Below are 14,125 nucleotides of genomic sequence, written 5' to 3'. Positions count from 1 at the left end.
CATGGACACGGGGCGGTCATGGTTGCTCAAGGATGGGCTTTGGGGCGCCGCCGAATGATCCTGACTACGACCGCCGATGCGACGCCAATTGCCATGACAACGAACATGACGTATCCGGATGTGAACAACCATCCGGCGAACTCAGAATGCGAGGACGCTGCATCCGCCTCCGTGCTGATCGACCAGCCATAAGCTGCAGTGATAGCCGTCCACAGCCCGCCCGCGACACAGACAACCCACGAGATCGGCGACATCCATGGTTTCTTGTCCCGATACGAAAGCGCCACGCCCAGCAGCGCTATGCCTGCGACGGCCAGGACTAGGCCACTGAAGTAAAAACGGCCTGCCACTATTCCAGCGAGAACGCCCAGGGATCCAATGATGAAAAGGCGCCGGGCACCGAGCGGCATCTGGGGCCCGCCTGCACCCGTGACCGGGACCGCTTCTGACATGCGGGGCATCTCTTCCTTATCACTCATCGGGTTTCTCTATTCCTTAGTATCGTGGTTTCGGGCGTGGCCACCGAACGACCGCCCCGATGCGCCTGACACCATCTTCTTGGTGAATCCAGCACTCAAACAGTACAGACTCGCCTGCCACCCTGGTGAATCCGGGCACCCCCGACAACGCGCCGAGCGGCAGCCGCGGCCGGGGTGTTGAGCAAGACCAGGAGCATGCGGACCATCGACGTCGAGTTGTTCGACAAGACCGGCACTCTGAGCAAGGGTGGACCCGAGCTCAAGGATGTCGCCGGGGCCGGCCCGATGGGGCTGCTGAAAGCCACACTGCCCTTCATCTACAAGCACTACGCCGTGACGCGGTACGGACGCAGGCGCCTTCAAACATAACGCCCTGTCGCGGTTGGTCAGCTACCGCAGAACCTGGCCCGGCCCCAAGGATTAGTGGGCCACGTGTGGGTCGCCGCGTTGATGAGAACTCTCTGATTCCGGGCTGCACGCTTTCCGGGCAGGATAACCCCAGCCAACATCGCCCAGAGCGTGGCAGGAGATGTGGGGCTCATTGGCGGATTTCACCGCGGCGTCAAACCCGGGCGCTTCGGATCGGACCGTGCCTGGGTCACAGCCGACGCCGGGCCATGAGACACTGAAGAGCGATTTCCATCGCCTCTATTTTGTCTGGGAGATGCCCGCATGGAGATTATTAGTCAAACCGTGCTCGATGCGGCCGGACAATGGTGGATCTACCCGCTTCTGCTCGTCTTCTTCTTTGTTGACGGCTTCGCGATGGTCGTCCCCAGCGAGACCCTCATCGTCGCGCTGGCGTCCTTCTCTCGGCAAAGCGGCGAACCCAGACTGTGGATTCTTGGCGTCACCGCCCTGCTCGGAGCCATCGCGGGGGACAATACGGCCTACCTGCTCGGCCGGAAAATCGGCCTGGAGCGGTGGGGGTGGATGCGTAAACCGAAGGTCCGGAAGGTGTTTGGCTGGGCACAATATGAGCTGGAGAAGCGCGGCGCCGTGCTGATCTTCACGGCGCGTTACATCCCGTGGGGGCGCGTGGCCGTGAATTATGTTGCGGGCACCACCGCCTTTCCGCGCCGCCGGTTCTTCTTCCTGGATGCTTTCGCGTGCATCACCTGGGTGGTGTATTCGGTCGGACTCGGCATGCTGGCCGGTTCCTTCCCCTGGCTGCACAGCAACCCTTTGCTCAGCGCCGGCATAGCCGTGGCGTTCGCAGTCGTTGTGGGCATCGTCATCGACCACCTCCTGCGCTGGTGGCACAAACGCCTCGGCCGCCATGACGCCAGGCCCGCTTCGGAACCGGCGGCAAGCGGTGAGCCGGCGGACGCGGTGCCCGCATCGTTGGACGCCCCGGCCGTCAAGCCCCGAAGCTAGAAACAGCCCAGCAGACGAATCCCGGCGGCCGAACGGACGGAAAATGGACGTTGCAGCGCCGTGACCCGGACAAGGTTCTGCCACCTCTTGCACTAGCTGGCCGGGCAAGGTCCACTATGAACAGGCACGATTTCAGGGCCGCCTTCGTGCCGTGCCGACCGCGGCCACAACTCCCCTAACGGGCACGAAGAGGCCGAGCCGGAGGCAGACCCTATGCATGGCCGATGATGCGTTTGTCCGGCATTCCTTCAGCGCCTGAGGCTCCTACGGCCTTCCAAAGGATTTCTGCGTGATCCCGGGTGCTGGCCGCGGCTGAAACTGTTCATGGCTGGTGCTCATTCCGGCAATGATGGTGAAGTATTTGACGGGACAGGCTGCGGAATTCAGGTTTGGGTCCGGTCCGCGGTGCGCTGTTCCTTGCCTACGTTCTTCTGGCCCTGTTCTGGTGGCGCACGAATAATTGGACAGGAAGCGCACTGGCGATGGTTCTTGTTGATTCGGTGCTGCCAATTTCTGGGTTGCCCGGCGGACGGATCCGGACGACCAGAAGGTCGCCGTACCGACCCCGTGAGTCTTGTCTCGGCTTCGGTCCCTCGGCAGGATAGTCCTCATCCTGCAGATGCGCCGTCGTGGCCGAGATGTTCAGCCCAGGTCGCGGGCAAGCTGCTCGACAGGATGCAGGCCACGCCCGAAACGGGCTATCGCGTGCCGGTTCGTCTCGAGCTCCCCATAGGGCAGGTATCGGACGTGCAGATCAGTGATCCGGCTGAAGGCCGGTCGCCGGAGCTGGGTCCGAACTTCCTCCTCACGGGCATCCGGAGCCACGAGATACAGTGCCTCTACTGCCCCGGTTTCACCCGAGAGAGCCAGATCAAGCATGCGGACGATTCCTGAGTATATCGATGTGCTGTGCTCAACTTCGAAGGCGGCGGTCACGCTTCCGCCCGGTTCCAGCCACAGGACGTCAATGAGCCTGATGGCGCTGGCGGCGGTGCCGTTCACCAGCCCTGCCGGCAGCTCCGTCAGGCAGCCGTCGGCCAGGCGGCCTCCCGCGTAGGCTCTGCCGCGATCGTTGCTGGCGATCCACACATCGAACCCGAGCGAGAGTCCGAGGTCACGCAGCCACCCCTGCACTTCGGTGTGAGTGAGGTCATCGCGCTCCGCGACGGCCTGCGCCTTGTCCAGCCTTGCTTCCTCACGGACCCGGGCAAGGTCGGCATGCCACGCTGCCCTCGCTGCGGCTGTCTCGGGACCCGGCAGCGGTGGGGCAGGGAAACGGCCGCTCCCGATGTCGAAGAGCAAGCCGGCGATCGCGCCGAGGTCGTTCGAGAGCAAATCCCGGAATGCAGTGTTGATGGACATCACGCCCTCGCGCATGCTCAGGTATTCGTCCCAGCTTCCGAGCTTCACCTTGCTTCCGGTCAACGCGTTATAGCCCTTGACGATCGCGGTGTTGAACGGCGGCATCAGCGTGGGGTGCAGGAAATACAGCAGATTAGCGGCGGCCGGGCCCAGCCCCTTGACTTTCCGCCGGGTGAACGACCTCACTGCCGCCAGCAATTGCGCCTCCGTATTGCAGCACCGGCACGTCTCCAACATCCGGCCGAACGCCAATTGGTTCTCGCGGTCCTCATAGATGTCGGGGATCCGCAGCTTGGGTTTCCAAAGAAACGCGTGATCTGCACCCTTGAAGATCTGCCGTTGCTCGGCGACCCCATGCACCACCGTCTCAAGTGAAGAACCCCGGAAAGCGGTACCGAACGTGCCGGCCTCGATCTCCGCACTCACCAGCTCAATCCCACGGCGAAGGGAGCGGAAATTCTTGACGCGCTCAGGCCAGAGGAACCATGTCCTGTAGGTGCCGGCAGGATCCTCCCGCCAGCGTAAAACCAGCTCCCGAAGGGCGGACTCGTCAAAGGGAGACAGGGAGGGCACAGGGAAGGGATCCGGGGTCACATTCAAAGTATGGGTGAATGGCCCCGCCCTTGCTTGGAATGACGCGCAGGTCCTGAGCGGTCGAGGCAGAGCGTATGACCTGTTGAGTCGAATGTCGGACCTGCGGCAGTTCGCGACGCATCCAGGGCACGACGCATCGCTGCGGTTTTTCACCCGCCAGTCCCCCGTGGCATGCCTGTTTTCCGTGCCCGATTAGGGCGTCCGCTGAAAGCGCAGCTGCGGGGCCGGATGAAACCAGCCGCGGCCGGGTATTCGCGGACCAGGGTGAACGGCCTGCGTGTCTGACGCGACACGGTATCCTTAAACGAAATCACGCCTGTCCGGAAGGGAGGAACGCCATGTCCGCACCTGCAGCGAGCCGGTCCCTGACCCCGGCGTCCTTGCACCGTGCGGGTCTGATGGTGTTGCTGCTGGCACTCATCGCCGGAATCGTCGGAATGCACCTTTTAACCGGCACCCCTAGCGTGTCCGGAGCCGTCACAGAACCCGGACCAGCAGCACTACAGACGCTCCCGGGACAGGCATCTACACAGACTGGCCGGGCAGTTTCCCGGGCCGCGGAGCCAGCGCCCCCGGCATCGTGCAGCAGCCCCCTTGAGCCCAGCCCATGCTTCGACTTCAAGAGCTGCGCCACGATGGCCGGGATGGATGCAGTCTGCGTCCCTTCACATGACGCCGCGTCTTTGGCAGTTCCTCCGCCCGGTCTCTCTTTGGCGGTGCTATACGGCCCGGTCGCGATCGTTCCCGCGGCCGAAAGCCTTTACGTCGCCGGAAGTCCTTCTCCAGGCGACCTTTCCATCAGCAGGACGTAAAGGGCCCGGCGGCGTCGGCATTTGCCCGGCGCAGCATTTGAGCTCCAAGCCCGAAACATGTATCCCGCCTGGCGGATCTTCCCCCGCCCCTTACCGGGGCGCGTTGACAACCCCGCATGAGGCGGTCTGCTGAATTTTGAAGGACAAACCTTTCCATGGATAAGAAGTACCTATATCCTCCTCCGGCTGCCGCGATCCCCGCGGCTAGTGCCCCGGCCCTACAGCCAGCCCCGGCGGGAGCACCGGACCATCGTGCACACTGTCAGGCCGTGGAGATGAAAGACACGGTGGTCAAAAAACAGGGCAATCCGGACGCCGTCACCGCCCTGGCTACCAAAAACACGGCGCAGGCACCCGAGATCGACAAAATGACCGTGTGGCGGCAGAACCGGAACGAGCCGGCAACGAGGTCCCCGGCCTACAGCATGATTGGCATGGGGACGGAGGACATGCAAAAGCTCGACACCGCGCAGGGTGCTGACCCGTCCAAGCCCGCCCTTATCATCGCCTCCCATAAGGGGGCGGTGATGATGGTCGGGACGGAAGAATTCCGACGCCAGCCCCCGGCTCCCGGCCCGAACGTCCCCCGGTCAGCTGTGACCACGGGCGTACTCGTTGCGGCTCGCCGATGCCTCCTGATGCCATGAACATCGGCGGGTTTTTCGCGTCCACGGTCACCTCCGGTGCCTTGGTCATTGCCATACCGCTGGCCATGGTTGCCGGCCTGGTGTCTTTCCTGTCGCCTTGCATCCTGCCGCTGGTTCCCGGCTATCTCGGGTACGTGTCAGGACTGACCGACCCCACCCAGCCGCGCAACCGCCGCCGGGTCCTGGCCGGGGTCGGACTCTTCGTGCTGGGGTTCGCTGCCGTATTCACCCTCTACGGGGCCGCGTTCGGGGCCATCGGGGCCTGGCTCCTGCAGTGGCAGGACACTTTGATGCGCGTCCTTGGCGCCGTGGTGCTCCTGATGGGACTGGCGCTGCTCGGGTTCGTGCCCTGGCTGCAGCAGACCCGGAAAATATCATTTAGCCGCAGGACCGGGCTGGCCGGTGCCCCGTTGCTCGGCATTGTGTTCGGTCTCGGCTGGACACCGTGCATGGGCCCGACACTGAGTGCCGTGCTGTCGTTGAGTGTCACCACCGGAAGCGCCAGCCGCGGGGCCCTGCTCGCGTTCGCCTACTGCCTGGGCCTGGGCATTCCCTTCACCCTGACGGCCATGGGACTGGGCTGGGTCAGTTCAGCCCTGGCCTTCGTGCGCCGGCACGTCCGGATCGTCAACATCGCCGGCGCCGCCATGCTCATGATCCTCGGTGTGCTCATGGTCACCGGTGTTTGGGTGCAGTGGATCTACCAGCTGCAAAACCTCTCCGGGACTTTCCTTACCCCCATCTGACAACCGCGCGGAACGATACCTCCCGCCGCACCAAGGACTATTCATGAACATTAATCTGAACCGCCGCTTCTTTTTGGGCCTGTCGGTGGCCGGCGCGGCGGCTGCCGCCCTGGCAGCCTGCTCGAATACGCCGGTCTCAAATGCCGTCCGGGTACTGCCAACCGACCCCGCCATCGCGGACCTCGAAGCAGACCGGCCCTTCACCGGAGCGACCGTGAGCCAGGACCTGAACGCCGGCACCATTACAGCAATAGTGGCCGGGAAATCGGTTACGACCTGGGGCTATAACGGGAATCTTGTCGCCCCCACGATCCGGGCGAAGGCCGGCGACCGGCTCACGGTAAACCTGGAGAACGGACTGGACGAGGAGACGGCCATCCATTGGCATGGGCTGGCACTGAGGAACGACCAGGACGGCGTCCAGCATGTCACGCAGGATCCGATCGCCGCCGGAGCCGGATTTGCCTATGACTTCCGGCTCCCGCACCCGGGCACGTACTGGTACCACTCCCATATGGACATGCAGCGCGAACGCGCACTGTATGGGGCGATGATTATCGAGGACCCGGCGGAACCACTGAAATACGACAAGGACTGGGTCATAGTCCTCGATGACTGGATGGACGGCATCACGGGGACCCCGGACGAGGTCCTGGCCGAACTCTCCCAGGGAATGTCCATGGGCGGCATGGACCACAGCTCCATGGGGTCAGGTTCCGGCGGCTCCTTCCCGGGGCCAACGGAATCAGCAGTTCCGCAGATGAAGCACATGCTGATGGGCTCGCGCAGCGATTTCCTTGGCGGGGATGCCGGGGACGTGGGCTACCCGTTCCACCTGTTCAACGGAAAAACCCCGGAGCAGGCCGAGATCCAGGCCGCCAGGGCCGGGGACGTGATCCGGTTGAGGATCATCAACGCCGCCGGGGACACTGCCTACCGTGTCGGAATCCCTGGGCAGAAACTCGCCCTCACCCACACGGACGGATTCCCGGTCAAACACCAGGAGGTCGACGCCGTGGTGCTGGGCATGGGCGAACGCGTCGACGCGCTGCTGACGGTCCGGGAAGGGTACACCCCGGTGCTGGCGCTGCCCGAAGGAAAAATCGGGCAGGCCCTTGGGTTCATCAGCACGGGCACGGGAAAGCAGCCGTTGCCGGCGGTGCTGCCGAACGAACTGGACGGAACCGCGGTCGACGGCGGGCAGCTCAAGGCCGACCCCTCGGTCACCCTCAAAGCCAGGACCGCGGACCGCACCCACGAGCTCAAACTCACCGGCGGAATGGAGAAATACGACTGGGGCATCAACGGCGTCCGCTTCGACATGGCCAAACCGTTCGAGAACGCCTTCGAGCTCAAGGCCGGTGAACGCGTGGAAGTGAAGTTCATCAACGACACCGACATGTGGCACCCCATGCACCTCCACGGCCACACCTTCCAGGTCGGTGACGGCGGTGCCCGCAAAGACACCGTCATCGTAAGGCCCAAACAGACCGTCAGCGTGATTTTTGACGCGGACAACCCGGGCCAGTGGCTCGCCCACTGCCACAACGCCTACCACGCAGAAAAGGGCATGATGGCCCTCTTCTCCTACATCAAGTGACAGGTATCATGCGACCCTTAGCAACCACGGACTTCTTCATACCGTCCCCGACCATCAGCGCCTTCGAGCTGGGGCCGCTAACCATCCGCTTCTACGCACTCGCCATCCTGGCCGGCATCGTGATCGGCACCTGGCTCACGGCCCGCCGGCTCCGTATCCGCGGCGGCACGACATCCCAGACCCTGGACATCGTGGTCTGGGCCGTGCCGTTCGGCATTCTCGGGGGCAGGCTCTACCACGTCATCACCGACAACCAGCTGTATTTCGGCCCCGGCAGGGACCCTTGGGGCGCGTTCCGGATCTGGGAAGGCGGACTGGGCATCTGGGGCGCCGTGGCCTTGGGCCTGGTCGGGGCAGCCATCGGCGCCCGTCGCGCAGGAGTCCCCTTCACGGCGTTCGTGGACGCGGCAGCGCCCGGGTTGCTGATCGCCCAAGGCCTGGGCAGGTGGGGCAACTGGTTCAACAACGAACTCTACGGCGGACCCACCGACCTGCCATGGAAACTCCAGATCTATGACATGGACCAGGCCACCGGGCAGGCCGTCCTCTCAGCCGACGGCACACCGGAAGTCCTCGGATATTTTCAGCCCACGTTCCTTTATGAGTCGCTGTGGTGCCTGGCCGCAGCGTCACTGCTGATGTTCCTGGACCGGAAGTATTCCCTCGGTGCCGGGTCCGTGTTCGCGCTCTACATCGTCTTTTACACCACGGGACGTTTCGCCTTCGAACTGATGCGTTCGGACCCCGCCAACCTCATCCTGGGCCTGCGCGTGAACACCTGGGTCTCCGGACTGCTCTTCCTGGCCGGGCTGGCCCTCTTTCAGATCCTCAGATCCGGTCCCCGGTCCTTCGTGCCCGGCACGCGGCCGGAGGAACCCCAGCCCTCTTCTCACACCAGTAAAGGAGACCCTGCATGAGTAATGCCAGCAAGCGACGCGCTGAGAACCAGGCCATCCTGGCCGAGCTCCGGGCCAAACAGAAGGCCAAGCAGCGCAAATGGAACATCCTCGTCTACGGCAGCTTCGGCCTGGTCCTGGCTGCCATCATTACCGCCGTCGCGATCGTCGTTACCGGAGCCGTCCAGGAACGAAACGCCGCCACCGAGGCAGCGAAGAAGCCCATCGAGGGAGTCCAAACCTTCACGGACCTGTCCCGCAACCACGTTCAGGACGCCGTCTCCTACCCCCAGGAGCCCGGGGTCGGCGGAGACCATGCAGGGGTCTGGACGAACTGCGGCAGCTATACCGAGCCGGTCAATGACCAACGCGCGGTCCATTCCCTGGAACACGGCGCCGTGTGGCTGACCTACAAACCGGACCTCCCACCGGAAGCGGTCAGCCGGCTCACGGAACTGGCCAAGGGCAACCGCTACGTGCTGCTCAGCCCGGACAAAGACCAGACCACGCCCGTCACAGCCACCGCATGGGGAACCCAGCTCACCCTGGACGACGCCGCAGACACCCGCATCCCCGCCTTCATCAGCGCCTACGCCCAGTCGCCGAACTCTCCGGAACCCGGTGCTGCCTGCACCGGCGGCAGCAACGGCTGAGCACGGTCACATCGTCTAGCACGGTCACATCATCGAAAGGGAGAACCCATGAAAGACAACAAGGCAGTCGCAGACCATGAGGCCGCGCATCGTCGTCACCGGCGGCTCGTGCGCCTCGGCCAGGTGCTCATGGCCGCGGGTGCCGGGGTCGCCATCTGGCACTGGATTCTGCACCTGGCACCGTCCGGCGAGCAACCCAGCCTGACCCTGGATCTCTACGCCGGGTATCCGACCGGAGCGGCCCTGTTCATGATCGGCGCTATCCTTGCCGGCCGGACAGAGACTAAGAAGAAGAAGAGCTGATCATGCCGCCCTGGGACGTGGTCGTGTCCTCGTGGACGCTAAACTGGCCGGCCCTGGCCATCACGGTAGCGGCCGGTGCTCTGTATGCGCTGGGCCTGCGGACTGCCAGGCGCCGAAACGTGCGGTGGCCGTGGTGGAGGACCATGATCTTCTTCGGTCCGGGTCTTGGCAGTTTCGCAGTGCTGAGTTTCGGGTTCACCGGCGCTTACAGCCATGATTTGCGCTGGGCCTTCACGTTGAAGATCACCTCATACCTGTTCCTCGTCCCGCTGCTCGTCGCCGCCGGCAAGCCCTTGACCCTGGCCCGGGAAGTGCTGGGGGACACCGGCCAAGAGCGGTTGCAGGCGTTTCTGGGGCATCGGGTGATCAGGGTGTTAAGCAACACCGTCGTGGCGGCGTTGCTGGGCTTGGCCCTGTTCACTCTCTTCCTGACCCCGGCGTTCTACCCAATGCGGACGGACCCCGTGTGGGACTCGGCATTGACCGTCCTCGTCCCGCTGGCGGGCATGCTGATGGTGGTACCGATCATCGAAGAAGGATCAACAAAGGACGCCACGTCCCTGATCATTGTTGAGTTCATCTTCGTGTTCATCGAACTCGTCGCAGATGCCCTGCCGGGAGTGTTGCTGCGGATCAGCCCCCAGGTTCTGGACGGGGCAACCCAGGTCGTGGCCGGCCACCCGGTCTGGCTGCCGAACCCGTTGCGGGACCAGCAGCTTGCCGGGGACCTGCTGTGGTTCCTGGCCGAAGCCGTGGATGTGCCTTTGATCATCCTGATGTTCGTCCGCTTCGCCCGCAGCGACCGGCGCGAAGCGCGGACCTTCGATGAGCTCACGGATGAGGAACTGGAGGCCCTGAACCGGGAACACCTCAAAGGTCCCCGCCTGCGGGAGGGCACTCATGAGCGCTGAACTGCCCGCCCCATCCGGCACGGCTCCAGCCCGCGCTGGGGGGCCTCCCGCATGAACGAGGCCGGATTGACGGTCCCGTCGTGCACCATGACCTCAAAGTGCAGATCGAAACCGGTCCAGTGGCCTGGCGCTCCCGCCCCGGCGACGTGTGCACGTGGCCTTAGCCAAGACCAACCGGAAGTTACAATTTCGAAGGATTGCCATGTTTGATCCCCCAGCCACAACACCATCAGCCACGGGTGCGGGTGCGCAGCAGCATCCGGCCCTCCTCTCGCGTCGACGACTCATCTCATCGACCCTTCTGACCGGGGTTGGGGCTCTTTTGCTGTCCGGGTGCGGCAGCAGCGGCGATGCTCTGTCGCAGCAGGCCAAAGCGGGTGATAACAAGAACTACATCGCCGGCGATGGGTCCGTTACCGAGTATGCTCCGGCGGACCGCAAGCAGCCGATCGTCCTGAAAGGCGCCCTCTTTGACGGTACTGCGGTCGATTCCCGCGGCTGGGCCGGCAAAGTGACCGTGCTGAATTTCTGGTACGCGGCGTGCGCCCCTTGCCGCCTTGAAACACCCCGGCTCCAAGCCCTCTCCGAACAGTTCAAGTCCAAGGGAGTCCAGTTCTACGGCGTGAACGTCCGCGATGAAGAACCTGCTGCCACCGCCTTCGAGCGGACCTTCGGCGTCACCTACCCCACTCTGCAGGACAAGGATGGCGGCATCCTGCTGGCCATGACGCAGTACGTCCCACCGCAGGCCGTCCCCACCACGCTCGTGATCGATAAACAGGGCAGGGTCGCTTCCCGGATCCTGGGCCTGGCCGACCAGGGCATCCTGAAATCCCTCATCGAGGGCGCCGTCAACGAGGCCGTGGACGCGGACTAACGCACCTTAGGGAATTCTCCCCCCACTGGTCCGCAACCTACCCGCCCGTCAAGACAAGAAGACAACCCATGACTACAACTACCCCACCGAATACCGAACCACCTCAGGAACAAACCGCAACCGTGACCTTGCCGGCCCTTGGCGCCAAGGGCATGCTCCGCTGGGCCTGGACACAACTGACCAGCATGCGCACGGCCCTGTTCCTGCTGCTCCTGCTGGCCGTGGCGGCGGTGCCCGGCTCGCTGTTCCCGCAGCGGCCGGTGAACGCAGCCGCGGTCACCCGTTACCTGAAGGACAACCCCGGTGTCGGGCCGATGGTCGATGCCCTCCAGCTTTTCGATGTCTACACCTCGGTCTGGTTCTCCGCCATCTACCTGTTGCTCTTTATCTCGCTGATCGGCTGCGTACTGCCCCGGGCCAGGGCGCACTTCAAGGCCCTGCGCTCGAGCCCGCCACGCACGCCCCGGCGGCTGTCCCGGCTCCCCGAGTACGGAACCCTGGTCCTCCCCGCGGACGCGGGAACCTCCGCGGCGGCCGCCATCAGCGATGCCGCCGGAGTGTTGAAGAAGCGAGGCTACCGGGTCGAGGTCCGCGACGCCGACGGCGACCGGCCTTCCCTGGGCGCCGAGCGCGGTTTCCTGAAGGAGGCCGGCAACCTGCTCTTTCACACCTCGCTGATCGGCGTGCTGGTCTGCGTGGCGATCGGGGGCATGTTCGGATACCGCGGACAAAAGATCATCGTTGAAGGCGACAGCTTCATCAACACCCTTGTCAGCTACGACGCCTTCACGCCCGGGACAAACTTCAACCCCGCATGGCTGGAGCCCTTCGGCGTCACACTGGATAAGTTCGAGGTCCGCTTCGACAGGGAATCAACAAAACAGTTCGGCCAGCCGATCGACTTCACCGCCGCCCTGACCACCAGGGACGGAGCAGACGCGCCGCCGCGCCAGCAGATCCTGAAGGTCAACGATCCGCTCTACTTCGGTGAAACCGGGATGTTCCTTGTCGGCAACGGCTACGCCCCCGTCGTGACCGTCAAGGACGGGACCGGTAAGACCGCCTTCAGCGGCCCCGTGGTGTCTGTCCCGAGCGACGGGGTCTATACCTCCTCGGTGGTGATCAAGGTCCCCGACGCCGCACCGTCCCAGCTGGGCTTCGTCGGGTTCTTCCTGCCCTCGGCGATCAAGAACGACCAGGGCGTCTCCTACAGCTTTGACCCCGACCCGTTGAACCCGCAGCTGAGCCTGAACTCCTACTACGGGGACCTCGGCCTGGATACCGGCGTCCCGCAGAACGTCTACGTCCTGGATGTGAAAAAGCTGACTCAACTCAACGGCCGGGACCTGCCGGCGGGCGGCATCACCCTCGCCCCCGGCGCCACCTACACTCTTCCCGATGGGAAGGGCAGCATCAGCTTCGACGGGCTCAAACGCTACATCGGGCTCGATGTCCGGTCCACGCCCGGCCAGGCCGGGGTCCTGGTGTTTTCGCTCCTGGCCGTCGCCGGACTCATCACCTCGCTCTACGTGAACCGCCGCCGCGTGTGGGTCAGGACGGGAACCCACGAAGACGGGCGCACCATGGTCGAATACGGGCTGCTGGCCCGCGGCGAGGACCACCGCCTGGCCGGCGAGGCCGCCGCGATCCACGAACTCCTCACCCGCCAGTGGCAGCTTGCCTCCGATACCTCCGACTTCCTCTCTTCAACCACCAGGAAGGATCAGTAATGCTCCCCCTCAACGAAACTATGGGCCAGTACAGCGAACTGTTCATGCTGCTCGCCGCCGGCACCTACACTGTGGCGTTCATCGCCTTCGCCTGGGACCTCGCCAACAGCTCCAAGATGCTGCAGGCCGTGGACCTGAAAGCGAATTATTCGGCCGCTGCCGAAGTCAGGATTCCGGTGGCTGCCGGGCTCCGGGGCGGGAACGACGCCGACGGACCGGAAGGGCGGGCGGAGCGCCCGACGTCAGGCTTCACCGTCGAGGACGGCACCGCCGCCGGGGACATGCGCTACGCAACGGAACGCCGGGTACCCGCCCGGGTCGCCGTCGCCCTGACCGTCCTGGGCGCCGCGATCCACGCCGCCGGCGTGCTGACCCGGGCCCTGGGTGCCGGGCGTGTGCCGTGGGGCAACATGTACGAATTCCTCACAACCGGCGCGTTCCTGGTGGCGGCCGTGTTCCTGCTGGCCCTCATCCGCCGCGACCTGCGCTTCCTGGGCACCTTCGTGCTCGGCCTGGCCATCATCATGCTGGTTGCTGCCTCCGTGGCCTACTGGACTCCGGTGGGGCACCTGGTCCCCGCGCTCCAGAGCTACTGGCTGATCATCCACGTCTCCATCGCCGTGCTCTCCTCGGCCCTGTTCACCCTCACCTTTGCCATGTCGGCGCTTCAGCTGGTCCAGTCGCACCGGCAGAAGACGCTCGCCGCCGGCGGCCCTGACAAACTGGGATTCATGCGCCTGGTGCCGTCAGCCCTGAGTCTGGAAAACCTCTCCTACCGGATCAACGCCATAGCCTTCATCGGCTGGACTTTCACGCTGATGTTCGGCGCCATCTGGGCGGAGAAGGCCTGGGGCCGTTTCTGGGGCTGGGATACCAAGGAAGTGTGGACGTTCGTGATCTGGGTGGTCTACGCCGGCTACCTGCACGCCCGGGCCACCCGCGGCTGGACCGGGACCCGCGCGGCCTGGCTGTCGATCGTGGGCTACTTGTGCGTGGTCTTCAATTTCACCATCGTCAACCAGTTCTTCAACGGCCTTCACTCCTATTCAGGGCTGTAGAAGTCAAAAGCAGGATGCTCAGGCATGAGGCGAAGTGTTCTTCTTCCGGACTGCCGCCACGGGACAGAGTAGCGCGCAGG

The 14,125-nt window shown here is 64.3% G+C and carries 14 protein-coding genes; 12 read left to right on the top strand and 2 right to left on the bottom strand.

Annotated features, from left to right (window positions below; translation table 11 throughout):
* Positions 1-26: 26 nt before the first annotated feature.
* On the bottom strand, positions 27-479 hold the full coding sequence (locus tag PV772_RS15015; RefSeq protein ID WP_109863945.1) for a hypothetical protein: 453 nt from the start codon (positions 477-479) through the stop codon (positions 27-29).
* A gap of 195 nt (positions 480-674) precedes the next feature.
* On the opposite strand from PV772_RS15015, the gene PV772_RS15010 reads away from it, so the two are divergent.
* On the top strand, positions 675-848 hold the full coding sequence (locus PV772_RS15010; RefSeq protein ID WP_165838072.1) for a hypothetical protein: 174 nt from the start codon (positions 675-677) through the stop codon (positions 846-848).
* Positions 849-1,151: 303 nt separating this feature from the next.
* Positions 1,152-1,856 carry a DedA family protein gene (locus PV772_RS15005; protein WP_347886655.1) on the top strand — a complete coding sequence of 235 codons (705 nt, stop codon included), beginning with the start codon at positions 1,152-1,154 and terminating at the stop codon, positions 1,854-1,856.
* A 642-nt stretch (positions 1,857-2,498) separates the two neighbouring features.
* Here PV772_RS15005 and PV772_RS15000 read toward each other — a convergent pair.
* The gene (locus PV772_RS15000; RefSeq protein WP_240617851.1) at positions 2,499-3,812 is read right to left on the bottom strand and encodes a type II restriction endonuclease; all 1,314 of its coding nucleotides are present in this window, start codon (positions 3,810-3,812) and stop codon (positions 2,499-2,501) included.
* A 1,081-nt stretch (positions 3,813-4,893) separates the two neighbouring features.
* Between PV772_RS15000 and PV772_RS14995 the strand changes: the two genes are divergently transcribed.
* From PV772_RS14995 to ccsB, 10 genes are all read left to right on the top strand, one after another.
* Entirely contained in the window at positions 4,894-5,271 is a 378-nt protein-coding gene (locus tag PV772_RS14995; protein ID WP_168225758.1) for a DUF305 domain-containing protein, read from the top strand.
* The gene (locus PV772_RS14990; protein WP_109863949.1) at positions 5,268-6,017 is read left to right on the top strand and encodes a cytochrome c biogenesis protein CcdA; all 750 of its coding nucleotides are present in this window, start codon (positions 5,268-5,270) and stop codon (positions 6,015-6,017) included. The genes PV772_RS14995 and PV772_RS14990 overlap by 4 nt, the downstream gene beginning before the upstream one ends.
* A gap of 43 nt (positions 6,018-6,060) precedes the next feature.
* Entirely contained in the window at positions 6,061-7,617 is a 1,557-nt protein-coding gene (locus PV772_RS14985) for a multicopper oxidase family protein (protein WP_141160723.1), read from the top strand.
* An 8-nt stretch (positions 7,618-7,625) separates the two neighbouring features.
* Entirely contained in the window at positions 7,626-8,534 is a 909-nt protein-coding gene (lgt, locus tag PV772_RS14980) for a prolipoprotein diacylglyceryl transferase (protein WP_109863951.1), read from the top strand.
* Positions 8,531-9,166, top strand: a complete 636-nt coding sequence (locus PV772_RS14975; protein WP_109863952.1) for a DUF3105 domain-containing protein — start codon at positions 8,531-8,533, stop codon at positions 9,164-9,166. Before lgt ends, PV772_RS14975 begins: the two co-directional genes overlap by 4 nt.
* A 48-nt stretch (positions 9,167-9,214) precedes the next feature.
* The gene (locus PV772_RS14970) at positions 9,215-9,469 is read left to right on the top strand and encodes a hypothetical protein (protein WP_109863953.1); all 255 of its coding nucleotides are present in this window, start codon (positions 9,215-9,217) and stop codon (positions 9,467-9,469) included.
* Positions 9,470-9,471: 2 nt separating this feature from the next.
* Complete coding sequence (locus PV772_RS14965; RefSeq protein WP_141160725.1) at positions 9,472-10,380, top strand: cytochrome c oxidase assembly protein; 909 nt, start codon at positions 9,472-9,474, stop codon at positions 10,378-10,380.
* A 202-nt stretch (positions 10,381-10,582) separates the two neighbouring features.
* On the top strand, positions 10,583-11,257 hold the full coding sequence (locus PV772_RS14960; RefSeq protein ID WP_141160726.1) for a TlpA disulfide reductase family protein: 675 nt from the start codon (positions 10,583-10,585) through the stop codon (positions 11,255-11,257).
* A gap of 68 nt (positions 11,258-11,325) precedes the next feature.
* Positions 11,326-12,987, top strand: coding sequence for a cytochrome c biogenesis protein ResB (locus PV772_RS14955; RefSeq protein ID WP_347886654.1), 1,662 nt, complete (start codon positions 11,326-11,328; stop codon positions 12,985-12,987).
* Entirely contained in the window at positions 12,987-14,045 is a 1,059-nt protein-coding gene (gene ccsB / locus PV772_RS14950; protein WP_347886653.1) for a c-type cytochrome biogenesis protein CcsB, read from the top strand. Before PV772_RS14955 ends, ccsB begins: the two co-directional genes overlap by 1 nt.
* Positions 14,046-14,125 lie beyond the last annotated feature (80 nt).

The sequence above is a fragment of the Pseudarthrobacter sp. CC12 genome (assembly GCF_039907755.1).
In the GTDB taxonomy this organism is placed as follows: Bacteria; Actinomycetota; Actinomycetes; order Actinomycetales; family Micrococcaceae; genus Arthrobacter; species Arthrobacter niigatensis.
The sequence above is the reverse complement of the archived record's forward strand: the minus strand, read 5'-3'. Positions and strand labels throughout refer to the sequence as shown.